Genomic DNA, 24,657 nt, shown 5'->3' with positions numbered 1-24,657 from the left:
GCTCTAGAGTAAACACTCTAGAGTGGATGCTCTAGTCAGGTTTCGAGACATCGAGAGCGAGGTGCACCATGGCGGCACGAACGGGGGCTGGACGCACGGCCATCATCAAGGCCGGATACCAGCTCATCGCGGAGCTCGGGTACCCTGGCGCAACCACCGCGCTCATCTGTGCTCGCGCGGGCGTGTCATCCGGAACGTTCTTCCACTACTTTCCGACGAAGGTCGACCTGTTGCTCGGCATTTTGGACGCCGACGCGGACGACTCGCACGGGCGTGCGGAGCGGTCGGCCGACGCCTCGAGTGATGCCGACACCGCCTTAAGTGCGTGGCTGGATGCGCTCCTCGAGGAAGCGAGCGACCCGCACTTCGCGGGGTTTGTGGCGGCCCTCGGCACCGCGCCCAGCGACCCCCGACTGGACGTCCAGCTCGCGAGGGCGGCATCGGGGCAACGGGATGCGCTCACCGCGATCGTCTCGGCGGGTCAGCAGCAGGGAATCTGGCGCACCGACCTTGAGGCCGGACGCCTCGCGCTCTGGGTCGGGGTCATCGCCGACGGGGTCCTCGCGCGCAGGGTCGAGGACTCGAGCTTCGACACCTCGTCCGCATCCCGGGAACTCCGCGACCTCATCGCCCGATACCTCGCGCCGTAAGGGCGTCGTCGTCGCAATTCGTCGCTTGGCGGATGCTGGCCCGACGCTCTGGAAGAATGGCCGTGTGACGAGCTTCGATGCCGCAGGTCTCCACGAATCCGCCCCAGTCGCGACCGATGCAGATCGTCGTGCCACGAATCACGGCCTGGAGCGTGATCCCGGCATGCCGACGAGCACCTGGCGGCTCCGCAGTGACGCGTGGGAGTACCTGCGCTTCGCGATCAAGCGCCTGGAGTCTGGGCACGAGTCGGCGAGCATTCTGGATGCGGATGGGGAGATCGCGCGCAATCTGAGGGCGCTCGAGACGCTCGAGCTGTACTGGGGCGGATTCGGGCAGCGGTACGTCGCGGGCATCCGGGAGGCGCTGGAGGCGGGGGAGTACTCGTCGGCGTTGGAGCGCATCGGCCGAGTCGTGAGCCGCTTGCGGGGCACGAGCATCCCAGCCGATCACCGCGACGATCGCCTCGATGAGGCCGAGCGTGCGGAGTTGCAAGACGACGCCGACCCGCGGCCCCGCTTCGAGGTTCTGCTCGTCGATGAGACCACTCCGGCCGATCGAGACGCGTTGCGGGCCGACATCCTCAAGCTGCGCAGCGCGGCGGACGCGTTTGTGTACGACTTCGTGATCGTCCCGTCGGCGGATGACGCGGTGGCGGCGGTGCTCACGAACCCGAACATTCTGGCCGTGGTCATCCGCCCCGGGTTCAGTGACCGAAGCCAGCAGCGTCTGAGCCGGGACATGCGGGAGACGATCGAGCTCGCCCACGTGGATTCTGCGGGTGCGACCGCGACGTCGCGGTCGAGCCTCGCGTCGGTGCAGCGGGTGCTTGGCCTGGCCGACACGCTGAACACGCTTCGCCCGGAGCTCGACCTGTACCTCGTCGCGGGCGCGCACATCGAGGACCTGGCCGGGGTGCTCACCCGCCGCTTCCGGCGCGTGTTCCTGCGAGAAGACCAGCTCGAGCTGCACCTGTCGATCCTGCGTCGCGTCTCGCACCTCTACGACACGCCCTTTTTCACCGCGATCCAAGAGCACGCACGTCGCCCTGCCGGCGTGTTCCACGCGCTGCCGATTTCGCGCGGCGGTTCCGTGGTCACCTCGAAGTGGATCACCGACCTCGTCGACTTCTACGGGCTCAACCTGCTGCTGGCCGAAACAAGCGCCACTTCGGGTGGGTTGGATTCGCTGCTAGCGCCGGTGGGGGCGATCAAGAAGTCGCAGGAGCTCGCCGCGAGGGCATTCGGGGCGAAGCACACGTTCTTCGTCACCAACGGCACGTCGACGGCGAACAAGATCGTGCATCAGGCGCTCGTGTCGCCTGGCGACATCGTGCTCGTCGACCGCAACTGTCATAAGTCACACCACCACGCGCTCATGCTCACCGGGGCCCGCACGGCGTACCTCGAGGCGTATCCGCTCAACGAGTTCGCGTTCTACGGGGCTGTGCCACTCGATCGCATCAAGCAGCTGCTGCTCGACTACCGCGCGGCGGGGCGCCTCGACGAGGTGCGGCTCGTGACGCTCACGAACTGCACCTTCGACGGCATCGTCTACGACCCGGAGCGGGTCATGGCGGAGTGCCTGGCGATCAAGCCGGACCTCGTGTTCCTGTGGGACGAGGCCTGGTTCGCGTTCGCCGCGTTCCATCCCATCACTCGTCGTCGCACGGCGATGGCGGCGGCGAAGCATCTCGAAGAGCGACTCGCATCGAGTGCCCACGCGGCGGCTTACCAGGAGCAGCGTGCGCGCCTCTTCGACGCGGAGACGGGCGAGCCGGCCGCCGATGAAGTGTGGCTGGGGGAGCGGCTGCTGCCGTCACCGGATGCGCGCATCCGCGTGTACGCGACGCAGTCGACCCACAAGACCCTAACCGCGCTGCGGCAGGGGTCGATGATCCACGTCTACGACAAGGACTGGTACCGGGAAGCGGAGGAGCCGTTCCACGAGGCGTACATGACGCACACCTCGACGTCGCCGAACTACCAGATCCTCGCCTCACTCGACCTGGGTCGCCGGCAGGTGGAGCTCGAGGGGTTCGAGCTTGTACAGCGCCAGCTCGATCTGGCGACAAGCATCTCGCAGGCGATCGCCCGCCATCCGTTGCTGCGCCGCACGTTCCGCGTGCTCTCCGGCCACGACCTCATCCCGGCCGAAAATCGCGCGAGCTCACGCCCCATGCCGCACCGCGACGGGTTCGCGACGATGTGGCAGGCGTGGGAGGAAGACGAGTTCGTCGTCGACCCGAGTCGTATCACCGTCGAGATCTCCCGCACGGGCGTCGACGGCGACACGTTCAAGCACGAGCACCTCATGGATCGCTACGGCATCCAAGTGAACAAAACGAGCCGCAACACGGTCCTGTTCATGACCAACATCGGCACCTCCCGTTCCTCCGTCGGCTACCTCATCGAGGTGCTCGTGAAGCTCGCTGAGCGCTTCGAGGAGGAGTCGCAGGCGCGCGAGATCGACGGCGAGCGCCCCGCCCCCGCTCCGATGCCGCCGCTGCCCGACTTCAGCGCGTTTGCCCCCGAGTACGCCTCCCATGACGGACTCCCGGACGGTGACCTGCGCACCGCGTTCTTCCGGGGGCAGCGCCGCGCGAACATTGAGCACCTCAGCCACGCACAGCTTGCCGAGCGAGTGAAGGGCGGCGCGCAGCCGATCTCCGCCGGCTTCGTCACCCCGTATCCGCCAGGGTTCCCGGTGCTCGTGCCGGGGCAGCTCGTCACCGACGAGGTGCTCGACTTCATGGCCGTGCTCGACACTCGTGAGATCCACGGCTACGACCCCGTGCGCGGCTACCGCATCCTGCGCGAGGACTGACCCGGATCACGCACCGCCGGGTCGCTCCCGACCGCCGTTGAGCGTTTCGGTGAGGAAAGCCCGCGCGAGCGAGGCGAACGCCTCTGGCTGGTCGTAGGGCACCACGTGGCCCGCGTCCGACACGGTGACCAGCCGTGAACCGGGCGCACGATCCGCTGCCAGCGCCATCTCCCGGTGTCCGACGAGCGGGTCGCGCTCCCCGCGCATCCACAGCGTCGGCACTGCGAGCCGATCGAGGTGCGGGAGCAGATCGAGGCGCATCGCGCGGGGGCCGTACGCCGCGACCTGCCAGTCGTCGAGCGCCGGCTCGCGGTGTCGATGCTTGCGCTGGGCCTCGGCTGTGGCCTCGGCCAGGATGCTCGAGAACCCAGGCGTGTCGGCTCCCGCGACGAGGTGGGTGCGCATCGAGGCTGCGATCGCTCGCGGCGACCGCGCCAGGTAGCGAGTCGTGAGGCGCAGTGCCCCCGGGGTCTTCATGAAGAGCCAGGTGAGGAACTGGTGGTCGCGCCGCGCGCCGAGTCCGCCTGGGCCGATGGCGCAGAGCGCGGAGACGCGCTGAGGTTGCTCGAGTGCGAACGAGGTGGCAATGCCGCCGCCCATCGAGAGCCCGACGAGCGCGACACGTTGCAGCTCGAGCCGGTCGAGCAGCGCCTCAAGGAAGGTCATGAAGAAGCGGTTGTCCAGGGTGCCGCGCCACGGGCGGCTCCCGCCGTGGCGGGGGAGATCGATGGCGTGCACTTCGAATTCGTCGGCGAGCGGGGCGGCGACGTCTCGCCAGACTCCGGCCGCGGTGTCGAGCATGGCCCCGTGGAGGAGCAGCAGCGGTGGTGCGCCGCGCCGCCCGCCCCGGTAGTGCCGGACGGGGCCGCCGCACACCGTCATGTCCGTGAAGACGTCAAAGAACGCCGTCATGCTCGCGCCTCCAGCTTGTGCAGCTGCCCGTCGAGCGCGTCGAGCAGGCCAAGCTGCGCGCGTCTTGCAGCCTCGTGGTCAGTAGGGGTGCTTGTGGACAGTCCCCGTGCGACGAGCTCGCCGAAGAGCGTGATCGTCGACGAAAGCTCCGCACTGCCGATCTGCCCGAAGACTCGCGCGGCGTGCAGTAAGCCGATGGTGAAGACGCTCAGAACCCGGACGAGGTCCGCCGCCTGCACGCGGGAATCGACGACGCCAGCGGCTTGGAGCTCATGGGCGTAGTCGGTCAGCCACACGAAGCGCTCCTGATACCGGCCATCGTCGATCTCTGCGACATGCGACCCGAGGACAGCCTCATCGCCGAGGTAGAGCGCGCTCATCAGCTGGTCGTCGAGCAGCGCCTCGGCTGCGAACCGGTAGACGGCGGCGAGGTCGACTGGGTCGATGGATGCGGTGACGCGCTCGCGGACCCGCGCCGTGAGGGCCTTTGTGCGCTCGCGGACGAGGGCGTCGAGCAGTGCGGTTTTGGTTGGGAACTCGAGGTAGACGGCGCCCTTTCCGACCCCGGCTTTTGTCGCGACGTCCGCGATTGTGGTGCGGGGCCATCCTCGCTCCACGATGAGTTCTCCGGCAGCGCGCAGCAGGCGCCCTCGTCGGTCGTCGATGAGCGGTCGCGGCATGTGCGCCCCTTAGTGACTGAAAAGTTCCTTTCGGTCACTATACCCCGACTGCAGGCTTAGTCCGAGGGGATCGTCCCCGCCCCCGACCTGGTTTCGGTGGTGAGCGAGGCGAGCGACTCGTCATCGATGCGCGCATCGAACGTGTCTCGGGCCACAAGTACCTCGGCAATGTGCGCCTCTGCCCACACCTGGAGTGCGAGCAGCGGACCCTCGAGGCTCGCCCCCAGCGGTGTCAGCGCGTACACGCGATTCCCGTCGCGCTCGGTGCGCTCCAGCATCCCGTCTCGCTCGAGCGATCGAAGCGTGTCGACCAGCACCTTCTTCGAGATGCCCTCGATGGTGCGGTGGAGCTCGCTGAACCGCTTTGGTTCCTGCGAGAGCGTGATGACGATCATCGCCGTCCACTTGTTCGCGATCTGGGCAAGCGACGTGCGCGATGGGCAGGTCGCGGAGAAGACGTTCCACTTCGGGCTCACGTTCGGCCTCTCTTCGGCGGATGCGGGCTGGCGTCGGGCGCATTGGTGACGGTGAAGTGACCGTGGCTCGGTGCGTAGAACTGTAAGCACGAACTGAGAGGAACACCACCATGAACGCCTTCGACACCTTCACGAAGTACGACTCGAGCCTCGCTGCCGGTGATCTCGCCGGGGTCGCGGCTATGCTCGCGCCCGACGTGGTCTGGCACCAGCCCGGTGACAATCCGCTGTCGGGCAGCGTGGTCGGTCCGGACGGCGTGCTCGCGCACCTCGGACGGTTCTTCGAGCTCAGCCGGGGCACCTTCAGCCTCGTGACGAAGACGGCGGCCGCAAACGGTGACCTCGTCGTGGCGACGGTCGAGTTCTCCGCTCAGCGCGACGGGCGCGCACCCCTCGCGCAGTCGGGCATCGATGTCTTCCGCATCGCCGACGGTCGCGTCGCCGAAGTCTGGCTCTTCAGCGAAAATCAGGCGGCCGAGGACGAGTTCTGGTCGTGATCTGACGCCGCGGGAATACCTGCTGGGGGTATACGGTTACAGCAGGTGACCATACCCCCAGGGGGCACGCCCCGGCTAGGAGACCAGACATGACCAGCACCACGTTCAACGTCACCGGCATGACCTGCGCGCACTGCGAGCGGGCCGTCACGCAGGAAGTCAGCGAGGTGGCCGGAGTCCACGGTGTCGAGGTCTCCGCCGAGACTGGCCGCCTCGTCATCGAGAGCGCCGCACCGATCGACGACGCCGCGGTCCTCGCCGCAGTCGACGAAGCGGGCTACGTGGCAGTCCGGGCCTGACGTGAACGTGCCAGTCAAGCTCAGCCTGTATGCGGCGCTGCTCGTCGGTGTCTTCGGCGCGGCCTTCTTCACGGCGCAGGTCGTCGTCGAGGCTGACCGGGCTGGTGACTGGCGTCCACAGCTGCATCAGACCCAAGAGGTTCCTCCGGAGACCGACGCACCAGGTGGGTCCGGCGCGCACTCCGAGGCGCCGCGTCATGAGGAGGGCGAACAGTGAGCACCACAGACATCGAGCTCGAGATCGGCGGCATGACGTGCGCATCGTGCGCCATGCGCATCGAGAAGAAGCTCAACCGCCTCGACGGCGTGACGGCCAGTGTGAACTACGCCACCGAGAAGGCTCGCGTCGTGGTTCCGGAGGGGTTCGACGCGGACGAGCTGATTGCCGAGGTCGAGAAGACCGGGTACACGGCGGCCGTCCCCGCGCCACAACATCCCGAGGCAGACGACGCAGAGGTCGACCCCGAGCTCACGAGTCTCAGACAGCGACTCATCGGCAGTGTGGTGCTCGCCGTTCCCGTCATCGTCCTGTCGATGGTGCCGGCACTGCAGTTCACCTTCTGGCAGTGGGCCGCGCTGGCGCTCGCCTCCCCGGTCATCGTCTGGGCAGCCTGGCCCTTCCACCGTGCAGCCTGGCTGAACCTCCGCCACGGCGCCGCCACCATGGACACGCTGATCTCGGTCGGCACACTCGCAGCGTACGCATGGTCGCTCTACGCACTCTTCCTCGGCACCGCAGGTGAGGCGGGCATGACCCACCCGTTCGAGCTCACGGTCGCGCCATCCGACGGCGCCGCCAACATCTACCTCGAGGTGGCGGCCGGGGTCACGATGTTCGTGCTCGCCGGCCGATACTTCGAGAAGCGATCCAAACGCCAAGCCAGTGCCGCGCTCCGCGCGCTCCTCGAGCTCGGCGCGAAAGACGTCGCTGTGCTGCGTGGGGGAGCGGAGACGCGCATCCCGATCGGCGAACTTGCGGTCGGGGACGAGTTCGTCGTGCGGCCGGGCGAGAAGATCGCCACGGACGGTGTCGTCACGGGAGGACGCTCGGCCGTCGACGCCTCCATGCTCACGGGCGAGTCGGTACCCGTCGAAATCGTCGAGGGAGACCGCGTCGTGGGCGCGACACTCAATGCGGGCGGGCGCCTCGTGGTGCGCGCCACAAACGTCGGCGACGACACCCAGCTCGCGCACATGGCGAGGCTCGTCGAAGACGCACAGACCGGCAAAGCGGAAGTGCAGCGCCTGGCCGACCGCATCTCCGGCGTCTTCGTCCCCATCGTCATCGCCATCTCGGTCGCAACCCTCGGCGCGTGGCTGGGTGCTGGCTTCCCCCCTGCCGCCGCCTTCACTGCGGCCGTGGCCGTGCTCATCATCGCCTGCCCCTGCGCGCTCGGCTTGGCGACACCGACCGCGCTGCTCGTGGGAACGGGCCGCGGTGCGCAGCTCGGCATACTGATCAAGGGGCCGGAGGTGCTGGAGTCCACGCGTCGGGTCGACACGATTGTCGTGGACAAGACCGGCACGGTCACCAGCGGGAGGATGGCGCTGTCAGCGGTCTGGCCGCGGGACGGCGTCTCGCGCGAGGAGCTGCTGCGCCTGTCGGGTGCGCTCGAAGCCGCATCCGAGCATCCCATCGCCCGCGCCCCTGCCGCCGCCGCCGAAGCCGAGGTCGGCGCGCTGCCACCCGTCGATGGCTTCCAGAACCACGAGGGGACCGGGGTGCAGGGTCTCGTCGAGGGGCGTCTTGTGGTCGTGGGTCGCGAGCATCTCCTCGCCGACTGGGCGATCACGCTCGACGACAGCCTGGCGGAGCGCAAGCGCGAGGCAGAAGCACTCGGCCAGACCACCGTGATCGTCGCTTGGGATGGGGAGGCTCGCGGCGTGCTCGCCGTCGCCGACACCATCAAGCCGACCAGCGTGCAAGCGGTCGCCGAGCTGCGTCGCCTCGGCCTCGAGCCGGTGCTGCTCACCGGCGACAACAGCGCCGTCGCCCACCAGGTGGCGGCGACGACGGGCATCGGGCAGGTCATCGCCGAGGTGCTGCCGCAAGGCAAGGTCGACGTGATCCGTCGACTGCAGCAGGAAGGCCGCGTCGTCGCGATGGTCGGTGATGGCGTCAACGACGCGGCGGCGCTCGCGCAGGCCGACCTCGGACTCGCCATGGGATCCGGCTCCGACATCGCGATCGAAGCCGCCGACATCACCCTGGTGCGCGACGACCTGCTCGCCGCGGCTGACGCGATACGCCTGGCCAGGCGGACGCTCGGCACGATCAAGGGCAACCTCTTCTGGGCGTTCGCGTACAACGTCGCTGCGATCCCACTCGCGGCACTCGGCATGCTCAACCCCATGCTCGCCGGCGCCGCCATGGCGTTCTCCAGCGTCTTTGTCGTGGGCAACAGCCTGCGGCTGCGCGCGTTCCGAGGGCTCACAAGCACGGAGCATCGGGAACCGAGCACCGAGTCCACTTCACGAAAGGTCACGGCATGAACGACGCCGACTCGCCGGGTGCAGCGCACAGCCACCACGGCTACATCGAGGACAAGAGCAGGTACCTTGCGCGCCTGAAGCGCATCGAGGGGCAGGCGCGCGGGATCCACCGCATGGTCGACGAGGAGCAGTACTGCATCGACATCCTCACCCAGATCTCGGCCATCACCTCGGCGCTCGAGAACGTGGCGCTCGGGCTGATGGAGGATCACCTGAAGCACTGCGTCGCCGACGCGGTCCGGATCGGCGGCGAGGAGGGAGACCTCAAGCTGAAAGAAGCCTCTGCGGCCATCGCCCGCCTGGTCCGCAGCTGAACAGCGCCGAGCTCGGCCCGCCTCACCGGAAAATGACGCACTTTCGAAACAGGTGCTCGCTAGGATCGGTCGCACCATGAGCGCACAACAGGAAATCATCACCGCCCTCGGCGTCAAGCCGGTTATCGATGCCGCCGAGGAGATCGAGAACCGGGTTGCCTTCATGCGCGAGTATCTGCTCGCGACGGGCGCGAAGGGGCTCGTGCTGGGTATCAGCGGCGGGCAGGACTCGTCGCTGCTCGGACGGCTCGCGCAGCTTGCCGTCGAGGGGGTCCGGGCGGAGGGTGATGAGGCGACGTTTGTCGCCGTCCGTCTCCCGCACGGTGTCCAGGCGGACGAGGTGGATGCGCAGCTCGCGCTTGACTTCATCCAGCCCGACGAGCGTGTCACGTTCAACATCAAGCCCGCCACCGATGGCCTCCAGGCGGCCTTCCTCGATGCAACGGGCCGCGCCATTTCCGATTTCAACAAGGGCAACGCCAAGGCGCGGCAGCGCATGATCGCGCAGTACGCGATCGCGGGCGAGCGTGGCTTCCTCGTGCTCGGCACGGACCACGCCGCCGAGGCGGTCACCGGGTTCTTCACGAAGTTTGGTGACGGTGGAACCGACCTGAACCCGCTTGCGGGTCTGACGAAAGGCCAGGGGCGCCAACTGCTCGAACAGCTCGGTGCCCCTGAGCGTCTGTACGCCAAGGCACCGACGGCCGACCTGCTCGACGAGACCCCGGGGCAGACCGACGAGGCGAACCTCGGGCTCAGCTACACGCAGATCGATGCCTACCTGACCGGCGGGTACGTCGACGCAGAGGTCGCGGCGCGCATTGAGGCGCTGTATCGAAAGACGGAGCACAAGCGCCAGCTGCCGGTACTGCCCAGCGACACCTGGTGGCGCCGATAGCCGAGCCCACACCGCAGCATCGTGAGCTCAGAGATAACGGAACGCGGTCACGGCTTCGCCGAACTCGGGAAACTCGTCGAGGGTGAGGAACGCGGTCGAGGTTCGGCTCATGCGAGTGGCGGCGTACACCGACCCCGTGCCTCGACGGTGCTCTTCGACGTAGCCGCGGACAGCTCCGTTGGCGCCGGTGACGCGCCAGCGCGCGGCGTGCACCTGGGTGGCGGTGAGCCCACCGAACCGCTGCGTGAACGGACCGGTGCGCGGGGTGAGGTTCGGGATGCGCGGTGTGCCGGTTTGCGCGGACGCGCCGATCGACTGGGACGGCCTGGACGATGAGTGCTGTGTTGAGGTCATGTGGCGAGGCTAGGAGCGACCGCCGACATTCTGGGGTCGAGCGCAGTTCGCGTAGAGCTCAGCCACGATCGGACTCACCCGCGTAGCCTTGGCGCATGACCGAATTCGTGCTTGCAGGTGGCTGCTTCTGGTGTCTCGACGCTGTGTATAGGAACGTGAAGGGCGTCAGCGACGTGATCTCCGGGTACACCGGGGGCGAGCACCCCAATCCGAACTACGAACTGGTGTGCACCGGCACGACGGGGCACGCCGAGGCAGTGCGAGTCGTCTTCGACGAGCAGCTGGTGCCCGCCGACGTGATCCTCGACATCTTCTTTACGCTGCACGACCCGAGGCAGCTCAACCGCCAGGGCAACGATGTCGGCACGCAGTACCGCTCGGCGATGTACTACGCGGACGACGCGCAGCGCGAGCTCTTTGAGGCGGCTCGCGATCGAGCCGCTGAGCTCTGGGGCGGCGACATCGTCACCGAGATCTCGCCGCTCGGCCAGTACTTCGACGCCGAGGACTACCACCAGGACTTCTTCGCGAAGAACCCTGGTCAGGGCTACTGCAACTTCGTGGCGGTGCCGAAGGTCAACAAGGTGCGCGCGAAGTTCACCCCGTACATGATCTGACGCACTCTGCAGACGCGGCGCCTGTGGACGGACCCCCGTCCACAGGCGCCTTCTTCGTCCCCGTCCTCGCCCCCTCGTGCCCACACACTGGTGCCGCGATCCGGTGCGGAGCTTCCGGCACGAGCGCCGTACCGGATCGCCCCGAAGCCAGAAGGCACCGCACGCACATCCAGGGGGAACCATGCAAGACCACATCACGCTCATCGGGAATCTCGGCAGCAAGCCCGAGGTCAAGACCACGCCGAGCGGGCAGCACGTCGTGAACTTCAGCATCGCCACGAATTCGCGCCGGCTCAACCGAGCGACGAACACCTGGGAGGACGTCGACCCCAATTGGTACGACGTCGCGGCCTGGGGTGATCTGGCGACGCACGCGGCGAAGTCGTTCGAGAAGGGCCAGCGCGTCATCGTCGTCGGGAAGCTGCGGATGCGCAAGTACGAGTCCCAGAGCGGTCCGCGCACCAAGCACGAGGTCGTTGCGGATGCGCTGGGCCACGATTTGACCGCCGGGTCATCGATTTTCGCGAAGCGGCAGCGGTCCACGGCCGAGCAGGGCAGCGGCGAGGCGAGACAGGGCTTCGCCGCGATGCAGGGCTTCGAGCCTCCGGTGGAGGGACCACCTGAGGGGGACGGCGGGCCGTCGACGCACCCCGAAGCCGTCTGGCATGAGCCCTCGGCCGCCGAGTCGGAACAGTACCCGGCGCCCTTCTGAGCGAGGCACGCGCACCGAGTCGCGCGCGGAGGTCGGCTGACGATGGGCCGCGGCCACCTACACTGGTGACCGCCCCGTCTGAGAAAGGTCCCGAATGCGCCGTTTCCGTCTCTTCGCCCCACTGGCACTGGCGGCGGCGCTGGCGCTGACGGGATGCGCATCGCAGGAAGCGCAGCCTCCTGCACAGACGACGTCAGCGGCCGAGCCTACGCAGGAAGCTGTGCCGGTGGCCTTCGTGCCCGGCGGGACCGCGGCCGAGAACAAGCCGATTTTCGACGAGACGAACCTGCAGACGATCGCGGCGAACGGTTCCGCGAGCTCCGTGGAGTTTGTCAATGCCCTCAGCGCGACCGGCTTCGATAAGGCGGCCATGGAGGTCACGTTCGACCGCACCAACGTCGACCTCGAAGCCGACTACATCATCGTGTCGGTGAAGATCGGCGAGGAGTGCCTCGTGGGCCAGCGCGGTCCGCGAGGCTACACCTCCGACATCGTGGCCCCCGTCAGCACGGGCAAATGCCTCATCGGGCTCACGCAGCCAATCACCTGGTAGCGAAGCTCCACGCGCTGCCAGCCAACCAACTCCTAGACTGGAACCCATGGCCGAGTACATTTACCAGATGATCCGCGCCCGCAAGGCGGTCGGAGACAAGCTCATTCTCGACGACGTGACGATGTCGTTCCTCCCCGGCGCCAAGATCGGCATGGTCGGCCCCAATGGGGCTGGTAAGTCGACGATCCTCAAGATCATGGCTGGTCTCGACACCCCGTCGAACGGTGACGCGACGCTCACGCCGGGGTTCACCGTCGGCATCCTCATGCAGGAGCCAGAGCTCGACGAGACGAAGACGGTCCGCGAGAACGTCGAGCTCGGCGTCGCCGAGACGAAGGCGAAGCTCGACCGTTTCAACGAGATCTCCGCCCTCATGGCCGAGCCGGACGCCGACTTCGACGCGCTCATGGAGGAGATGGGCACGCTCCAGGAGTACATTGACCACGTCGATGCCTGGGACCTCGACTCCCAGCTCGAGCAGGCGATGGATGCGCTGCGCCTCCCGCCGGGAGACGCCGACGTCAGCGTGCTGTCCGGCGGTGAGAAGCGCCGCGTCGCGCTCTGCAAGCTCCTCCTCGAGAAGCCCGACCTGCTCCTCCTCGACGAGCCGACGAACCACCTCGACGCCGAAAGCGTGCTCTGGCTCGAGCAGCATCTGCAGAAGTACCCGGGTGCAGTCATCGCGATCACGCACGACCGGTACTTCCTCGACCACGTCGCCCAGTGGATCGCGGAGATCGACCGCGGTCGCCTCCACGGCTACGAGGGAAACTACTCGAGCTACCTCGAGAAGAAGCAGGAACGCCTCCAGGTGCAGGGCAAGAAGGACGCGAAGCTCGCGAAGCGCCTCGAAGAAGAGCTTGCATGGGTGCGCACCAACGCCAAGGGGCGCCAGGCGAAGTCGAAGGCTCGCCTCGCCCGCTACGAGGAGATGGCCTCGGAGGCCGAGCGCACCAGGAAGCTCGACTTCGAGGAGATCCAGATTCCCGCTGGCCCGCGCCTGGGCAGCATCGTTCTCGAGGCGAACAAGCTGAAGAAGGGCTTCGGGGAGCGCGTGCTCATCGACGACCTCAGCTTCTCGCTGCCGCGGAACGGCATCGTCGGCATCATCGGCCCGAACGGTGTCGGAAAGACGACGCTCTTCAAGTCGATCGTCGGCTTCGAGGAGCTCGACGGCGGCGACCTCAAAATCGGTGAGACGGTCAAGCTGTCGTACGTCGACCAGTCGCGTGGCGGTATCGACCCCGAGAAGAACGTGTGGGAGGTCGTCTCCGACGGGTTCGACTACATGCAGGTCGGCAACGTTGAGATCCCATCGCGCGCCTACGTCTCCACGTTCGGGTTCAAGGGCCCTGACCAGCAGAAGAAGGCCGGCGTGCTCTCCGGTGGTGAGCGCAACCGCCTCAACCTGGCGCTCACGCTCAAGCAGGGCGGCAACCTGCTGCTCCTCGACGAGCCCACGAACGACCTTGATGTCGAGACGCTCTCGAGCCTCGAGAACGCGCTGCTCGAGTACCCCGGATGCGCCGTGGTCATCACGCACGACCGGTGGTTCCTCGACCGCATCGCGACGCACATCCTCGCCTACGAGGGCACCGACGAGGACCCGAGCCGGTGGCACTGGTTCGAGGGCAACTTCGAAGGCTACGAGGAGAACAAGATCGAGCGCCTCGGCCCGGACGCGGCCAAGCCGTCGCGGATGACCTACCGCAAGCTCACGAGGGACTAGTCCCGACCGGAACCCCGGGGCCGCACAGAGCGGCCCCGGGGTTTCCTCGTCTCCGCGACCTCAGAACCAGCATTTCCAAGCCCAGAAAGATCCCACGCCGATGCGCTTCCACGTCCCCACGCTCCTCCGCTGGAGCGATCTCGACGCGTACAACCACGTCAACAACTCCCGAGTCCTCACCCTGCTCGAGGAAGCCCGAGTCCGCGCGTTCTGGAACATCGGGGCATCCAACGACGAGGAGCGACCCCTCGCCATCATCGACGCGGCGGCGGAGGGTGGGGATACCCTCACGCTCATCGCGCGCAACGAGATCGAGTACCTCGCGCCCATCCCGTACTCCACCAAGCCCCTCGATGTGCAGCTCTGGATCTCCAAGATGGGCGCGGCCAGCGCCGAAGTGGACTACGAGATCTGGAGTCCGGAAGTCGACCAGCACGACGGGGCAGAGCGCGTGCGCTACGTCATCGCCTCCTCGACGCTCGTCTTCATCGATGCCGCCACCCAGCGTCCACGTCGCATCAACGACCGCGAACGCGAAGCGTGGACCCCCTACCTCGACGAGCCCCTCACATTCCGGGGCGGTCGACGCGACGACTGACCGCGATCCCGGCGAGTCACGGCCGATGCCCCACCCCGAGGTCAGGCTCGCTTGCGCCGCACCATGCCCTCTTGCGCGACGGTCGCGACCAACGCGCCGTCCCTCGAGAACAGCTGACCGCGCGAGAGGCCCCGCCCGCCGCGGGCGACTGGCGAGTCCTGCACGTAGAGCAACCACTCGTCGGCCCGCGCGTCTCGGTGCCACCAGACTCCGTGGTCGAGGCTCGCCGCGCGCAGCCCGGGCGTTGACCAGGTCAGCCCGTGCCCGCGCATGATCGGCTCGAGGATCGAGTAGTCGCTGGCGTACGCGATGGCCGCGCGATGCAGCAGCGGGTCGTCCGGCATCCGCTCGACCGCTTTGATCCACACCGCCTGCGCGGGCGTCGGGTCACTGGCCGGCTCCAGGTAGACGGGGCCGTTGACATGCCGCATCGTGAACGGCCGCTTCAAGAGCCAGTAGGCGGCGAGCGACTCGGGCGCCTCGGCGCCGAGCGTCGCCTTCACGGTCTCGAGTAGGTCCGCCTCGCTCGGCAGTTCCTCCGGGTCCGGGATGCCCTCCGGCATCGTCACCTCGTGCTCGAAGCCATCGTCCACGTCCTGGAACGACGCGATCATCGACCAGATCGGCAGTCCGCTCTGGAACGCGCTCACGGCGCGCGTCGTGAACGAGTTCCCGTCGTGGATGCGGTCGACCGCGAACGTGATGGGCAGCTTCACGTCGCCCGGGCGCAGGAAGTAGCCGTGCATCGAGTGCACCGGGCGGTCGTCGGCGACCGTTCGCGCCGCCGCGACCAGCGATTGCGCCGCGACCTGGCCGCCGAACACGCGGCCGTGCGGCATCCACTGACTCGGGCCGGTGAAGATGTCGTCGCGGGTGCGCGCGCCCGTGTCCGTGAGGTTGAGGGTGTGCAAGAACGCTTCGATGGGCGACAGGGCCTCGAACGCTTCCAGGGGGAGCGGCGCCGGCTGGTGCGATGCGGGCGCGTGCGAGGGCGACTCGGGAAGCTGATCTGCCATCCCTGCAGTCTAGAGACCCATCGGCCCAGGAGCGCAGAGCGGGACTCGATAGGTTAGGGGGCGATGTCTCCTCTCCTCCGTATCGCCGACCTCCGCGCAGCCCGCGACCTCGACTCGTTCCTCGGACGGGCGGGCCGCATCGAAGACGGGGCCGTGCGTATTGTGGCGAGCGGGGGTGTGGCGGCCTTCTGGGTGCCGGTGCTGCGACCGCAGGGGCTCCTGGACGCGTCGCCGCTGGTTCTCGGCGTGCGCGCACTCCGGGCCGAGCTCGTCGGGGCGCCTGCTGAGGACCTGCACGCCGGTGCCTTCGACGTGACCGTGACGCTGCGCGCGCTGCTCGACCGGCTCGCCCGGCTCCGTAACGTCGAGGTCGCCGCTGGAGTCTCGACGGGCGCAGCAGCGGTCGGGTTCGACCTCGCCGTGCCGCCGGAGCGGCTCCGAGAGTCCTGGGCCGGCATCGCCGCACCGAACGGGGGATGGAGTCCGCAGGGGACGCTGCCGGCGGCGCGGCTGATCGCGGCGGCGGACCAGGGCATCGCGGAGGTCGCCGAGATCGTCCCCGGGAACCTGGGCACGGCCCTCGTCGAGCGAGTGCGCACCGAGGTGTGGACTCGCGTGGTCGATGAGCAGAGCGGGCTGACGAGCGGCGCGGCCTTCGCGGCTTTGAGTCTCGGCTTCCTGCGCTCCGGCGAGGACACCCGCATCCTCTCGGCCGGCCCTTGGCTCCGGCTTGAGACCTCGCAGGGCAATGTGCTCCTGCGCTCGCAACCGTCGGGCTGAACGCGGCCGCAGTCCAGACCGAGCTCATCGCTCAGCACCTGCGCACAGCCGTGCGCCTCACCCACCCCAGGAGGACCACTTGGAACGCAGCATCGACAGCCTCAAGAAGGACATCTTCGCGCGGAACGCGGGCGAACCGGAGTTCCACCAGGCCGTCACCGAGGTGCTCGACTCGCTCGGCCCAGTCCTCGAGCGCCATCCTGAGTACTTCGACCTTGCTGTTATCCGGCGGCTGAGCGAGCCCGAACGACAGATCATCTTCCGGGTGCCGTGGATCGACGACAGCGGGCAGGTGCAGGTCAACCGCGGCTACCGGGTGGAGTTCAGCTCGGCGCTCGGCCCGTACAAGGGCGGACTCCGCTTCCACCCATCGCTGAACCTGGGCATCGTGAAGTTCCTCGGCTTCGAGCAGGTCTTCAAGAACGCGCTCACGGGCATGCCCATCGGCGGTGGCAAAGGCGGCGCCGACTTCGATCCGCGAGGGCGCAGCGACCGCGAGATCATGGCGTTCTGCCAGTCGTTCATGTCGGAGCTCTTTCGCCACATCGGCGAGCACACCGACGTGCCGGCCGGTGATATCGGCGTCGGCGGGCGCGAGATCGGCTTCATGTTCGGCCAGTACAAGCGCCTGACGAACCGTTTCGAGGCGGGCGTGCTCACGGGCAAGGGCATGACGTGGGGTGGTTCGCTCGGGCGGCCGGAGGCCACCGGCTACGGCACGGTCTTGTTCGCGCAGGAGATGCTCAAGGCCCATGGGGAGGCTCTCGAGGGGCGGCGCGTCGCGGTCTCCGGTTCAGGCAACGTGGCCATCTATGCGATGGAGAAGGCCGTGCAGCTCGGGGCGAAGGTCGTCGCTGCCAGCGACTCGTCGGGTGCCATCTTCGATGAGGACGGTCTTGACGTGGAGGCGCTGAAGCGGCTGAAGCTCGTCGACCGGAAGCGCATCGGCGAATACCTCGACCGGGTGAGCGGGGGTGCCTCGGCGCTGGCTGGTCCTGAGGCGATGTGGCACGTGCCCGTCGACATCGCGCTGCCGTGCGCGACCCAGAACGAGCTCGACGGCGACGCCGCAGCGGCGCTGATCGACAACGGGGTGCGGGTTGTGGCCGAGGGCGCCAACATGCCGTGCACGAAGGATGCGGCTGACCGCTTCCGAGCCGCGGACGGCGTGCTCTTCGGGCCGGGTAAGGCGGCCAACGCGGGTGGGGTGGCGACGAGTGCGCTCGAGATGCAGCAGAACGCGCAGCGCGACTCGTGGTCGTTCGAGCACACCGAGGCCAGACTCGCGGAGATCATGGCCGACATTCATGCGCGCTGCAGCGAGACGGCGGAGGAGTACGGCAAGCCCGGGGACTACGTGCTCGGCGCCAACATCGCCGGGTTCTCGCGGGTCGTCGACGCCATGCTCGCCCAGGGCGTCGTGTAGCCAGATCGCCCGGTGCTCAGGCGGTGGCGTCCGCTTCCGGGGTCGGCTCGAAGGTGTTGACCATGGCCGTCGCCGCCCGATCGAAGTAGTCGGCCATCTGCTGCCTGTGGATGGGGGAGAGCTCGAGCTGGTCCATGGCGGCGTGCATGTGCCGCAGCCAGTGCTCCCGCGCCTCAGGGTTGATGTGGAACGCGTTGTGGCGCATCCGCAAGCGTGGGTGACCGCGCTCCGCGCTGTAGTCGCTCGGCCCGCCGAAGTACTGGGCGAGGAAGTGCCCGAGGCGCCACGTGGCGCCCTCGAGGTCGTCCTGCGGGTACATGCGCCACATGAGTTCGTCTTCGCGCACGCCCTCGTAGAACGCGCTCGCGAGCTTCTCGAACGCGGGCATGCCGCCGATCTCGTCGTAGAGCGTCGGCAGAGCTGACCCGCCGCCGTCGTTGGCGCGGAGGTGGATGGGGTTTCCGCTCATCACGCGTTTCCTCCAGGGGTCGGCTGGCCGTCTGCACCGTCGAGCACGATCGCCTTGAGCGACGGCAGGTTGATGTCGGCCGACTTTAGCGCGTCCTGGGTGCGCGCCCGCAGCTCCCGCTCGACTTCCCAGCGCGTTCCGGGGCGGACGCGGATGGTGAGTCGCAGCACGATGGCGTCAGACGAGATTGACTCCATGCCCCACATCTCGGGGGTGTCGATGAAGTAGTCGAGCCATTCCGGGTCCTCGGTCAGGTCCTTCGCGGCCTGCAGCATGACGCGCTCAACGTGTGCGCGCGAGGTCTCGTACGGCACCGCGAGGTCGAAGACGACTCGGTTCCACCCCTGTGAGTAGCTGCCGACGCGCTGGATCTCGCCGTTGCGCACGAACCAAAGGGTTCCCTCGACGTCGCGGATCTGCGTGATGCGCACACCGACCTTCTCGACGACGCCTGTGGCCTCGCCCATATCGATGACGTCGCCGACGCCGAGCTGGTCCTCCATGACCATGAAGAGCCCGTTGAGCACGTCGCCGACGATGCGCTGGGCGCCGAAACCGAGGCCGGCGCCGACCGCGGCGCTGAGGATCGACAGCGACGCGAGGATACCCGGATCGATCTTGGCGATGATCATGACGACGAGGATCACGACCACGACGACGTTCACGATGTTCGTCAGCACCGAGCCGATGGTGCGGGTGCGTTGCACGGTCCTCACCGCGGCGAGCGGCGACCGCACCGACAGCGCTTGCGTGTCGGTCACGCCCCGCTTCTTCTTGACCCCGCTGACGATCTGCTTCACGGATCGGTCGATGAGCTTCAGCAGGATCCAGCGGAAGACGAAGGCCCCGAGCAGATAGAAGACAATCGTGATGGGGATGTCGAAGGGGGTGAGCGCGGTCGTGAGCGAAGTCCAGAATTCTGCCATAGCGCAACGAGTGTAGGCGGATGCTCCTCCCCGTCACGTGTGAGCGACGTACGAGGAATAGCCGAGCCGCGCATCCGGTTGCCTCCCGTATGAGCCTGAATGTGAACGACATCGAAGTCACCACCATCGACGGCGAAGCCACGAAGTTGGCCGAGTACGAGCCCGTGAAGCTCGTCGTCAATGTCGCCTCGAAGTGCGGCCTGTCCGGCCAGTACGAGAAGCTCGAGGAGCTGCAGCGGCAGTACGGGCCGCGTGGCTTCACCGTTCTGGGGTTCCCGAGTAATCAGTTCCTGCAGGAGTACTCCGACACCGAGAAGATCAAGCAGTACTGCTCGCTGACCTGGGGCGTCAGCTTTCCGATGTTCGAGAAGGTCAAGGTCAACGGACGATCGCAGCACCCGCTTTACGCTGAGCTGACGAAGACTCCGGATGCGTCCGGCAAGGCAGGGCGGGTGAGCTGGAACTTCGAGAAGTTCCTGATCGGTCGTGACGGCACGGTCACGCGCTTCCGACCGACGACCGAGCCTGACGCGCCGGAGGTCGTCGCGGCCATCGAGGCGGCGCTGTCCCACTAGGCCGCACGATCGCACGCGTCTGAGCGCGGAGACCAGCGAGGGCCGCACACCCGTTGGGTGTGCGGCCCTCGTGTCTGGCGCTGTGTTACTCGGGCTGCGCGTCGCGCTGCTGTGCGGCCAGTGCGCGCACCACCCCGGCGCGTCCCTCGATGATCATGCGGCGGAAGGCGGGCGCTGCGCCCTCGTTGTTCGCGAGCCACTCGTCAGCGGCGTCGCGGACACGCTCCGTGGCGAGGCCTGCGGGGAAGAAGCCCTCGATGAGGGTTTCCGCGATCTGGAAGCTGCGGTCGGCCCAGATCGTCGAGATGTGGCCGAAGTAGCGGTCGACGAACGGCTCGAGGAGCGCGTCGTCGTTCGCGCGGTCGAAGCCAGCAACGGTCGCGCGGACGATGGCGTTCGTTGCGTCTGAGCGATCCATGACCGATGCCCAGGCGGCCTCCTTGCCTTCGGCCGTTGGGATCGCGGCGCGCGCGTGCGCGGCGCTGCGTTCGCCGTCGGCGGTCCGGTCGCTTTCCAACCTCGCGGCGATCTCGGCCTCGCCGGCGCGACCGCCTGCGACCAGCGCGTACAGCAGCTCCCAGCCGAGGTCGGTGTCGATCTCGAGTCCCTCAAGCGTGAAGGAGCCGTCGAAGAGCGCGGCGACCGCGTCGAGCTGGGGTTCGGTCGCGGCGAGCGACGCGAACGCCTTCACGAAGCTGAACTGGGCGTCAGAGCCGGCCTCCGCGCGCTTTGCGAGCTCGAACAGCTCGTCCACGACGACCTCAACGATCTCGGCGCGGTCCTCGGGGGCGGTGTAGAACTTCGCCGCCGAGGTGAGCTGCCCGAGCACCGTGCGGCGCGTGGTCGACTCGGTCTCGGTGCCGATGACGCCGAGGACCGCACGGATGAAGTCGCGCGCCCGCAGCTCCGCATCCCGAGTCGCGTCCCAGAGCGAGCTGATGACCAGCGAACGGGAGAGCGGCGCCCGAAGCTTCGGGAGGTGCTGCTGCACGGTCGCGACGGAGTGGGCGTCGAGGCGGATCTTCGCGTACGCCAGGTCGTCGTCGTTCACGATGATGAGGTCGGGGAGCGGGCCGCCAACGAAGCTCGGCACCTCGGTGCGTTCGCCGTCGACGTCGAGCTCGAAGCGGTGGATGCGGACCAGCTCGTCGCCCTGCACGTTGTAGAGGCCGATGGCGAGGCGGTGCGGGCGGATCGTGGGATGCTCGGCCGTCGCGGTCTGCTCGATCGCGAACGAGGTGAAGTTGCCCTGCTCGTCGAGCTCGTAGACCGGGCGCAGCGTGTTGACGCCGGCGGTCTCGAGCCACTTCGAGCTCCACTCGGTGAGGTCGCGGCCGCTGGTGACCTCAAGCTCGGCGAGCAGGTCGCGCAGCTCGGTGTTGCCCCAGGCGTGCTTCGAGAAGTAGGCGTTGATGCCAGCGAAGAACGCGTCGCGGCCGACCCAGGCGAAGAGCTGCTTGAGCACCGAGCCGCCCTTGGCGTACGTGATGCCGTCGAAGTTGACCTGCACGTCGTCGAGGTCGCGGATCTCGGCGACGATCGGGTGCGTGGAGGGCAGCTGGTCCTGGCGGTAGGCCCACGACTTCTCGCTGGCGTTGAACGTGACCCAGTTCTCGGTCCACTCGGTCGCCTCGGCGGTCGCGAGGGTCGAGATGAACTCCGCGAACGATTCGTTCAGCCACAGGTCGTTCCACCACTTCATGGTGACGAGGTCGCCGAACCACATGTGCGCGAGCTCGTGGAGGATCGTGACGACTCGGCGCTCGCGCACCGCATCCGCGACCTTGGAGCGGAACACGTAGGTCTCGGTGAACGTCACGCAGCCCGCGTTCTCCATGGCCCCGGCGTTGAACTCGGGCACGAAGAGCTGGTCGTACTTCGTGAAGGGGTACGGAACGCCGAACGCCTTCTCGTAGTACTCGAAGCCCTGCTTGGTGGTGCGGAAGATGTTGTCGGCGTCGAGGTTCGGCGCGAGCGAGGCGCGGCAGTAGACGGCGAGGGGGATGGTGCGGCCGTCGATGGAGGTGAGCTCGTCGCGGACGACCGTGTAGGGGCCGGCGACGAGTGCCGTGATGTAGCTGGAGATGCGGGGCGTCGTCGCGAAGTGCCAGACGGCGCGGTCGTCGTCGAGCTGCTGCGGTGGCGGTGACGGCTCGTTGGAGACAACCTGCCAGGATGCGGGAGCCGTGACGTGGAAGGTGAAGTTCGCCTTCAGGTCGGGCTGCTCGAAGACGGCGAACATGCGGCGCGAGTCGGGCACCTCGAACTGCGAGTAGAGGTACACCTCGCCGTCGGCCGGATCGACGAAGCGGTGCAGGCCCTCGCCGGTGTGCATGTAGATCGCGTCGGCGTCGACCGTCAGGGTGTTCTGCTCGGCGAGGTTCGGGAGCTGGATGCGCACCCCGTCGTTCACGGCGGTCACGTCGAGCGCCTCGCCGTTGAGCACGATGCTGTGCACCTGGCGGGTGATGGCGTCGATGAAGGTCGAGGTGCCGGGAACAGCCGAGAACGTCACCGTCGTGATCGAACGGAATGTCTCGGGACCCGTCGTGAGGTCGAGGGCGACGTCGTAGTGCTCGACCCCGAGCACCACTGCTCGTCGCTCGACCGACTCAGCGCGAGTCAGGTTCTCTCCGGGCATTCCAGCTCCTTCGGTGTCAGGGGCCCGGGTGATCCGGGCTTGCGGCGCGGCCAGCCTAGTCCTGACGAGTAGGCTTATGCGTATGCCCGCACCGATCAAAGTAGATTTCTGGTTCGACCCGATCTGCCCATTCGCCTGGATGACCTCGCGGTGGATCGACGAGGTCGCACGCCAGCGTGACCTTGATGTCACCTGGCACATCATGAGCCTGGAGCTCCTCAACGAGGAGAAGGACATCCCCCAGTCCTATCGGGACATGCTGCAGGGAACCTCCCGCCTCGGCCGTGTCGTGGCGGGCGTGGAGCAGGACCTCGGCAACGAGAAGGTCAAGGCGCTGTACGACGCCCTTGGCACGCGCATCCACCCAGGTGGGCGCAAAGACCGCGACGCGGTCCTGCAAGAGGCGATCGCCGAGCTCGACATCCCCGCTTCGATCGTCGAGCGCGCAGACGCCGGCGAGTTCGACGAGCGCTACCGGGCGAGCCACCTCTCCGGCATGGAGCGGGTGGGCGACGAGGTCGGCACGCCGATCATCGCGATCGACGGTGTGGCGTTCTTTGGCCCAGTCATCTCGCCGGCGCCCAAGGGCGAGGAGGCGCTTCGCCTGTTCGACGGCGTGGTCATGGCTGCTTCGGTCGACGGGTTCTTCGAGCTCAAGCGCAGCCGGACGCGCGGGCCGGTGTTCGACTGATGCGCATCCACGTCGCCACGGACCACGCCGGGCTCGAGTTCTCTCAGCAGTTGCAGGAGCACCTGCGTGCGCAGGGCCACGAGGTCGTCGATCACGGCCCGACCGAGTACGACGCCCTCGACGACTACCCGTCGTTCTGCATCAACGCGGCTCAGGCTGTCGCGAACGACTGGGCGAACGGCTCCAAGTCGCTCGGCGTGGTGTTCGGAGGCTCAGGCAACGGCGAACAGATCGCGGCCAACAAGGTCACGGGCGTGCGCGCCGCGCTCGCCTGGAGCGATGCCACGGCGCAGCTCGCCCGGGAGCACAACAACGCGAACGTCATCTCGATCGGCGCGCGACAGCACGAAATCGTCGATGTGCTGCGGTTCATCGACATCTTTATCGCCGAGCCGTTCCCCGGCGAGGAACGCCACCTGCGTCGCATCTCGCAGCTCGCCGAGTACGAGCAGACCGGCAAGATCGCGGGCAAGTCGATGCTCGGGGCGGTCGGCACCGTCGTGCCGCCGATGGTGGAGTCGGAGACGCCGGCGGGGAATGCCTGAGGGGCATTCCGTTCACCGGATCGCCCGGCAGTTCACCGCGAACTTCGTCGGGCGATCGGTCTCGGCTTCGTCGCCGCAGGGACGATTCGTCGAGGGCGCTGCTGAGCTCGACGGCCGCGAGATGCTCGAGACCTTCGCGGTCGGCAAGCACATGTTCTCGCGCTTCGAAGGTGGCCTCTGGTTGCGCGTGCACCTGGGTATCTACGGTGCCTGGGACTTCTCCGGCGAGGTGTCAACGACGCTCGGCCAGACGGGGGAGTACTCCCGGAAGCGGCCTGGCCTGACCATCGAGGATTCGCGCGGTGAGACCTCGCTTTCGAGCATCGGCGCCTCGAGGCGCACTCGGCTCAAGATGGCGGAGGCCGAGCGCGAGCAGGAGCTGTCCCAGTGGCCACCTGAGCCGGTTGGCGCCGTGCGGCTCCGCCTGCTCACGGCGGCGACCTGCGCCGACCTGCGCGGCCCGACGGCCTGCGAGCTCATGACGGGCGATGAAGTTGCGGCCCGCATCGAGAAGCTCGGTCCCGACCCGCTCGTCGACCGGGGTGCTAAGGCCGAGGTTCGCTTCGTCTCGCGCGCACGCGGCAAGCGCACGCCGATCGGGATCGTCCTCATGGACCAGCAGATCGTGAGCGGCATCGGCAACGTCTACCGTGCGGAGATGCTCTACCGCGCTGGCATCAACCCGCACACGCCGACCGCGCAACTGACCGACGAGCAGCTCGGCGAGCTCTGGCGCGACTGGACGAAGCTGCTCAAGATCGGTGTCGAGGTCGGCCAGATGATGACCATCGACGGGCTCCGCGGCAAGGCGAAGGCCGCCGCCCTCGAGAACCGCGAGGACCGCCACTGGGTGTATGGCCGCGCGGGCGAGCCGTGCCGGGTCTGCGGTACGCCGATCGCGCTGGAGGAGATGCAGGCGCGCAAGCTCTACTGGTGCCCCGGCTGCCAGCTCTGACCTGAGGTCGAGCAGCTGCCAGCAGGC

At 67.7% G+C, this 24,657-nt stretch carries 27 protein-coding genes; 19 read left to right on the top strand and 8 right to left on the bottom strand.

Features of this window, described 5'->3' with window-relative positions; genetic code table 11:
• The first annotated feature begins 68 nt into the window (after window positions 1-68).
• Both ACPYN9_RS09030 and ACPYN9_RS09025 read left to right on the top strand, forming a co-directional pair.
• Entirely contained in the window at window positions 69-650 is a 582-nt protein-coding gene (locus ACPYN9_RS09030) for a TetR/AcrR family transcriptional regulator (RefSeq protein ID WP_424465848.1), read from the top strand.
• Window positions 651-813: 163 nt separating this feature from the next.
• Complete coding sequence (locus tag ACPYN9_RS09025; protein ID WP_424466000.1) at window positions 814-3,474, top strand: aminotransferase class I/II-fold pyridoxal phosphate-dependent enzyme; 2,661 nt, start codon at window positions 814-816, stop codon at window positions 3,472-3,474.
• 6 nt (window positions 3,475-3,480) lie between these two features.
• On the opposite strand, the gene ACPYN9_RS09020 is transcribed toward ACPYN9_RS09025, so the two are convergent.
• Genes ACPYN9_RS09020 through ACPYN9_RS09010 form a run of 3 tightly spaced genes read right to left on the bottom strand, consistent with a single transcriptional unit; the run spans window position 3,481 to window position 5,542 of the window.
• On the bottom strand, window positions 3,481-4,386 hold the full coding sequence (locus ACPYN9_RS09020; RefSeq protein ID WP_424465846.1) for an alpha/beta fold hydrolase: 906 nt from the start codon (window positions 4,384-4,386) through the stop codon (window positions 3,481-3,483).
• On the bottom strand, window positions 4,383-5,066 hold the full coding sequence (locus ACPYN9_RS09015; protein WP_424465844.1) for a TetR/AcrR family transcriptional regulator: 684 nt from the start codon (window positions 5,064-5,066) through the stop codon (window positions 4,383-4,385). The genes ACPYN9_RS09020 and ACPYN9_RS09015 overlap by 4 nt, the downstream gene beginning before the upstream one ends.
• 56 nt (window positions 5,067-5,122) lie before the next feature.
• A complete protein-coding gene (locus ACPYN9_RS09010; protein WP_424465842.1) occupies window positions 5,123-5,542 on the bottom strand; it encodes a winged helix-turn-helix transcriptional regulator in 420 nt (139 codons plus the stop codon).
• 110 nt (window positions 5,543-5,652) lie between these two features.
• Between ACPYN9_RS09010 and ACPYN9_RS09005 the strand changes: the two genes are divergently transcribed.
• The 6 genes from ACPYN9_RS09005 (at window position 5,653) to nadE (ending at window position 10,043) form a co-directional block, all read left to right on the top strand.
• The gene (locus ACPYN9_RS09005; RefSeq protein ID WP_424465840.1) at window positions 5,653-6,039 is read left to right on the top strand and encodes a nuclear transport factor 2 family protein; all 387 of its coding nucleotides are present in this window, start codon (window positions 5,653-5,655) and stop codon (window positions 6,037-6,039) included.
• Between the two features lie 89 nt (window positions 6,040-6,128).
• A complete protein-coding gene (locus ACPYN9_RS09000) occupies window positions 6,129-6,338 on the top strand; it encodes a heavy-metal-associated domain-containing protein (RefSeq protein ID WP_424465839.1) in 210 nt (69 codons plus the stop codon).
• Between the two features lies 1 nt (window position 6,339).
• Complete coding sequence (locus ACPYN9_RS08995; RefSeq protein WP_424465837.1) at window positions 6,340-6,555, top strand: hypothetical protein; 216 nt, start codon at window positions 6,340-6,342, stop codon at window positions 6,553-6,555.
• Complete coding sequence (locus ACPYN9_RS08990; RefSeq protein ID WP_424465835.1) at window positions 6,552-8,831, top strand: heavy metal translocating P-type ATPase; 2,280 nt, start codon at window positions 6,552-6,554, stop codon at window positions 8,829-8,831. Before ACPYN9_RS08995 ends, ACPYN9_RS08990 begins: the two co-directional genes overlap by 4 nt.
• Window positions 8,828-9,145, top strand: coding sequence for a metal-sensitive transcriptional regulator (locus ACPYN9_RS08985; RefSeq protein WP_424465833.1), 318 nt, complete (start codon window positions 8,828-8,830; stop codon window positions 9,143-9,145). The genes ACPYN9_RS08990 and ACPYN9_RS08985 overlap by 4 nt, the downstream gene beginning before the upstream one ends.
• A gap of 76 nt (window positions 9,146-9,221) precedes the next feature.
• Window positions 9,222-10,043: an ammonia-dependent NAD(+) synthetase gene (gene nadE, locus ACPYN9_RS08980; protein ID WP_424465832.1), complete on the top strand. Its 822-nt coding sequence runs from the start codon at window positions 9,222-9,224 to the stop codon at window positions 10,041-10,043.
• A 27-nt stretch (window positions 10,044-10,070) separates the two neighbouring features.
• On the opposite strand, the gene ACPYN9_RS08975 is transcribed toward nadE, so the two are convergent.
• Window positions 10,071-10,397 (bottom strand): hypothetical protein, encoded by a 327-nt coding sequence (locus tag ACPYN9_RS08975; RefSeq protein ID WP_424465830.1) that lies wholly within the window; start codon window positions 10,395-10,397, stop codon window positions 10,071-10,073.
• A gap of 95 nt (window positions 10,398-10,492) precedes the next feature.
• Here ACPYN9_RS08975 and msrA point away from each other — a divergent pair, with 95 nt between their 5' ends.
• The 5 genes from msrA (at window position 10,493) to ACPYN9_RS08950 (ending at window position 14,606) form a co-directional block, all read left to right on the top strand.
• Entirely contained in the window at window positions 10,493-11,014 is a 522-nt protein-coding gene (gene msrA / locus ACPYN9_RS08970) for a peptide-methionine (S)-S-oxide reductase MsrA (protein WP_424465828.1), read from the top strand.
• Window positions 11,015-11,195: 181 nt separating this feature from the next.
• Window positions 11,196-11,726: a single-stranded DNA-binding protein gene (locus tag ACPYN9_RS08965; RefSeq protein WP_424465827.1), complete on the top strand. Its 531-nt coding sequence runs from the start codon at window positions 11,196-11,198 to the stop codon at window positions 11,724-11,726.
• Between the two features lie 94 nt (window positions 11,727-11,820).
• Window positions 11,821-12,279, top strand: coding sequence for a DUF6993 domain-containing protein (locus tag ACPYN9_RS08960; RefSeq protein ID WP_424465825.1), 459 nt, complete (start codon window positions 11,821-11,823; stop codon window positions 12,277-12,279).
• A gap of 46 nt (window positions 12,280-12,325) precedes the next feature.
• Window positions 12,326-14,008, top strand: a complete 1,683-nt coding sequence (ettA, locus tag ACPYN9_RS08955) for an energy-dependent translational throttle protein EttA (protein WP_424465824.1) — start codon at window positions 12,326-12,328, stop codon at window positions 14,006-14,008.
• 100 nt (window positions 14,009-14,108) lie between these two features.
• Window positions 14,109-14,606 (top strand): acyl-CoA thioesterase, encoded by a 498-nt coding sequence (locus tag ACPYN9_RS08950; protein WP_424465822.1) that lies wholly within the window; start codon window positions 14,109-14,111, stop codon window positions 14,604-14,606.
• A gap of 41 nt (window positions 14,607-14,647) precedes the next feature.
• On the opposite strand, the gene ACPYN9_RS08945 is transcribed toward ACPYN9_RS08950, so the two are convergent.
• Entirely contained in the window at window positions 14,648-15,622 is a 975-nt protein-coding gene (locus ACPYN9_RS08945) for an acyl-CoA thioesterase (protein ID WP_424465820.1), read from the bottom strand.
• Window positions 15,623-15,685: 63 nt separating this feature from the next.
• Here ACPYN9_RS08945 and ACPYN9_RS08940 point away from each other — a divergent pair, with 63 nt between their 5' ends.
• Both ACPYN9_RS08940 and gdhA read left to right on the top strand, forming a co-directional pair.
• A complete protein-coding gene (locus ACPYN9_RS08940) occupies window positions 15,686-16,402 on the top strand; it encodes a hypothetical protein (RefSeq protein WP_424465818.1) in 717 nt (238 codons plus the stop codon).
• A gap of 79 nt (window positions 16,403-16,481) precedes the next feature.
• On the top strand, window positions 16,482-17,828 hold the full coding sequence (gene gdhA, locus ACPYN9_RS08935; RefSeq protein WP_424465817.1) for an NADP-specific glutamate dehydrogenase: 1,347 nt from the start codon (window positions 16,482-16,484) through the stop codon (window positions 17,826-17,828).
• A gap of 16 nt (window positions 17,829-17,844) precedes the next feature.
• On the opposite strand, the gene ACPYN9_RS08930 is transcribed toward gdhA, so the two are convergent.
• Together ACPYN9_RS08930 and ACPYN9_RS08925 are read right to left on the bottom strand one after the other, a co-directional pair.
• On the bottom strand, window positions 17,845-18,297 hold the full coding sequence (locus tag ACPYN9_RS08930; protein WP_424465816.1) for a globin: 453 nt from the start codon (window positions 18,295-18,297) through the stop codon (window positions 17,845-17,847).
• Window positions 18,297-19,223: a mechanosensitive ion channel family protein gene (locus tag ACPYN9_RS08925; protein WP_424465814.1), complete on the bottom strand. Its 927-nt coding sequence runs from the start codon at window positions 19,221-19,223 to the stop codon at window positions 18,297-18,299. The genes ACPYN9_RS08930 and ACPYN9_RS08925 overlap by 1 nt, the downstream gene beginning before the upstream one ends.
• A gap of 89 nt (window positions 19,224-19,312) precedes the next feature.
• Here ACPYN9_RS08925 and ACPYN9_RS08920 point away from each other — a divergent pair, with 89 nt between their 5' ends.
• Window positions 19,313-19,798, top strand: coding sequence for a glutathione peroxidase (locus ACPYN9_RS08920; RefSeq protein ID WP_424465812.1), 486 nt, complete (start codon window positions 19,313-19,315; stop codon window positions 19,796-19,798).
• A gap of 85 nt (window positions 19,799-19,883) precedes the next feature.
• On the opposite strand, the gene pepN is transcribed toward ACPYN9_RS08920, so the two are convergent.
• Complete coding sequence (gene pepN / locus ACPYN9_RS08915) at window positions 19,884-22,439, bottom strand: aminopeptidase N (RefSeq protein ID WP_424465810.1); 2,556 nt, start codon at window positions 22,437-22,439, stop codon at window positions 19,884-19,886.
• An 82-nt stretch (window positions 22,440-22,521) separates the two neighbouring features.
• Between pepN and ACPYN9_RS08910 the strand changes: the two genes are divergently transcribed.
• From ACPYN9_RS08910 to ACPYN9_RS08900, 3 genes are read left to right on the top strand one after another with little or no spacing between them, the layout of a single operon-like run.
• Window positions 22,522-23,130 carry a DsbA family protein gene (locus tag ACPYN9_RS08910; protein WP_424465808.1) on the top strand — a complete coding sequence of 203 codons (609 nt, stop codon included), beginning with the start codon at window positions 22,522-22,524 and terminating at the stop codon, window positions 23,128-23,130.
• Window positions 23,130-23,675 (top strand): ribose-5-phosphate isomerase, encoded by a 546-nt coding sequence (locus ACPYN9_RS08905; RefSeq protein WP_424465806.1) that lies wholly within the window; start codon window positions 23,130-23,132, stop codon window positions 23,673-23,675. The genes ACPYN9_RS08910 and ACPYN9_RS08905 overlap by 1 nt, the downstream gene beginning before the upstream one ends.
• Entirely contained in the window at window positions 23,668-24,630 is a 963-nt protein-coding gene (locus tag ACPYN9_RS08900) for an Fpg/Nei family DNA glycosylase (RefSeq protein ID WP_424465804.1), read from the top strand. The genes ACPYN9_RS08905 and ACPYN9_RS08900 overlap by 8 nt, the downstream gene beginning before the upstream one ends.
• Window positions 24,631-24,657 lie beyond the last annotated feature (27 nt).

The sequence above is a fragment of the Pseudoclavibacter helvolus genome (genome assembly GCF_049707175.1).
Classification (GTDB): Bacteria; Actinomycetota; Actinomycetes; order Actinomycetales; family Microbacteriaceae; genus Pseudoclavibacter; species Pseudoclavibacter helvolus_A.
This window is presented reverse-complemented; position numbering and strand designations above follow the sequence as displayed.

Excerpts from the sequence above, each read along its gene's own strand:
- ACPYN9_RS09030 (WP_424465848.1), top strand. The coding sequence starts at position 69 with ATGGCGGCACGAACGGGGGCTGGACGCACGGCCATCATCAAGGCCGGA.
- ACPYN9_RS09025 (WP_424466000.1), top strand. The coding sequence starts at position 814 with ATGCCGACGAGCACCTGGCGGCTCCGCAGTGACGCGTGGGAGTACCTG.
- ACPYN9_RS09020 (WP_424465846.1), bottom strand. The coding sequence starts at position 4,386 with ATGACGGCGTTCTTTGACGTCTTCACGGACATGACGGTGTGCGGCGGC.
- ACPYN9_RS09015 (WP_424465844.1), bottom strand. The coding sequence starts at position 5,066 with ATGCCGCGACCGCTCATCGACGACCGACGAGGGCGCCTGCTGCGCGCT.
- ACPYN9_RS09005 (WP_424465840.1), top strand. The coding sequence starts at position 5,653 with ATGAACGCCTTCGACACCTTCACGAAGTACGACTCGAGCCTCGCTGCC.
- ACPYN9_RS09000 (WP_424465839.1), top strand. The coding sequence starts at position 6,129 with ATGACCAGCACCACGTTCAACGTCACCGGCATGACCTGCGCGCACTGC.
- ACPYN9_RS08985 (WP_424465833.1), top strand. The coding sequence starts at position 8,828 with ATGAACGACGCCGACTCGCCGGGTGCAGCGCACAGCCACCACGGCTAC.
- nadE (WP_424465832.1), top strand. The coding sequence starts at position 9,222 with ATGAGCGCACAACAGGAAATCATCACCGCCCTCGGCGTCAAGCCGGTT.
- ACPYN9_RS08975 (WP_424465830.1), bottom strand. The coding sequence starts at position 10,397 with ATGACCTCAACACAGCACTCATCGTCCAGGCCGTCCCAGTCGATCGGC.
- msrA (WP_424465828.1), top strand. The coding sequence starts at position 10,493 with ATGACCGAATTCGTGCTTGCAGGTGGCTGCTTCTGGTGTCTCGACGCT.
- ACPYN9_RS08965 (WP_424465827.1), top strand. The coding sequence starts at position 11,196 with ATGCAAGACCACATCACGCTCATCGGGAATCTCGGCAGCAAGCCCGAG.
- ACPYN9_RS08960 (WP_424465825.1), top strand. The coding sequence starts at position 11,821 with ATGCGCCGTTTCCGTCTCTTCGCCCCACTGGCACTGGCGGCGGCGCTG.
- ettA (WP_424465824.1), top strand. The coding sequence starts at position 12,326 with ATGGCCGAGTACATTTACCAGATGATCCGCGCCCGCAAGGCGGTCGGA.
- ACPYN9_RS08950 (WP_424465822.1), top strand. The coding sequence starts at position 14,109 with ATGCGCTTCCACGTCCCCACGCTCCTCCGCTGGAGCGATCTCGACGCG.
- ACPYN9_RS08945 (WP_424465820.1), bottom strand. The coding sequence starts at position 15,622 with ATGGCAGATCAGCTTCCCGAGTCGCCCTCGCACGCGCCCGCATCGCAC.
- ACPYN9_RS08940 (WP_424465818.1), top strand. The coding sequence starts at position 15,686 with ATGTCTCCTCTCCTCCGTATCGCCGACCTCCGCGCAGCCCGCGACCTC.
- ACPYN9_RS08930 (WP_424465816.1), bottom strand. The coding sequence starts at position 18,297 with ATGAGCGGAAACCCCATCCACCTCCGCGCCAACGACGGCGGCGGGTCA.
- ACPYN9_RS08925 (WP_424465814.1), bottom strand. The coding sequence starts at position 19,223 with ATGGCAGAATTCTGGACTTCGCTCACGACCGCGCTCACCCCCTTCGAC.
- ACPYN9_RS08920 (WP_424465812.1), top strand. The coding sequence starts at position 19,313 with ATGAGCCTGAATGTGAACGACATCGAAGTCACCACCATCGACGGCGAA.
- pepN (WP_424465810.1), bottom strand. The coding sequence starts at position 22,439 with ATGCCCGGAGAGAACCTGACTCGCGCTGAGTCGGTCGAGCGACGAGCA.
- ACPYN9_RS08910 (WP_424465808.1), top strand. The coding sequence starts at position 22,522 with ATGCCCGCACCGATCAAAGTAGATTTCTGGTTCGACCCGATCTGCCCA.
- ACPYN9_RS08905 (WP_424465806.1), top strand. The coding sequence starts at position 23,130 with ATGCGCATCCACGTCGCCACGGACCACGCCGGGCTCGAGTTCTCTCAG.
- ACPYN9_RS08900 (WP_424465804.1), top strand. The coding sequence starts at position 23,668 with ATGCCTGAGGGGCATTCCGTTCACCGGATCGCCCGGCAGTTCACCGCG.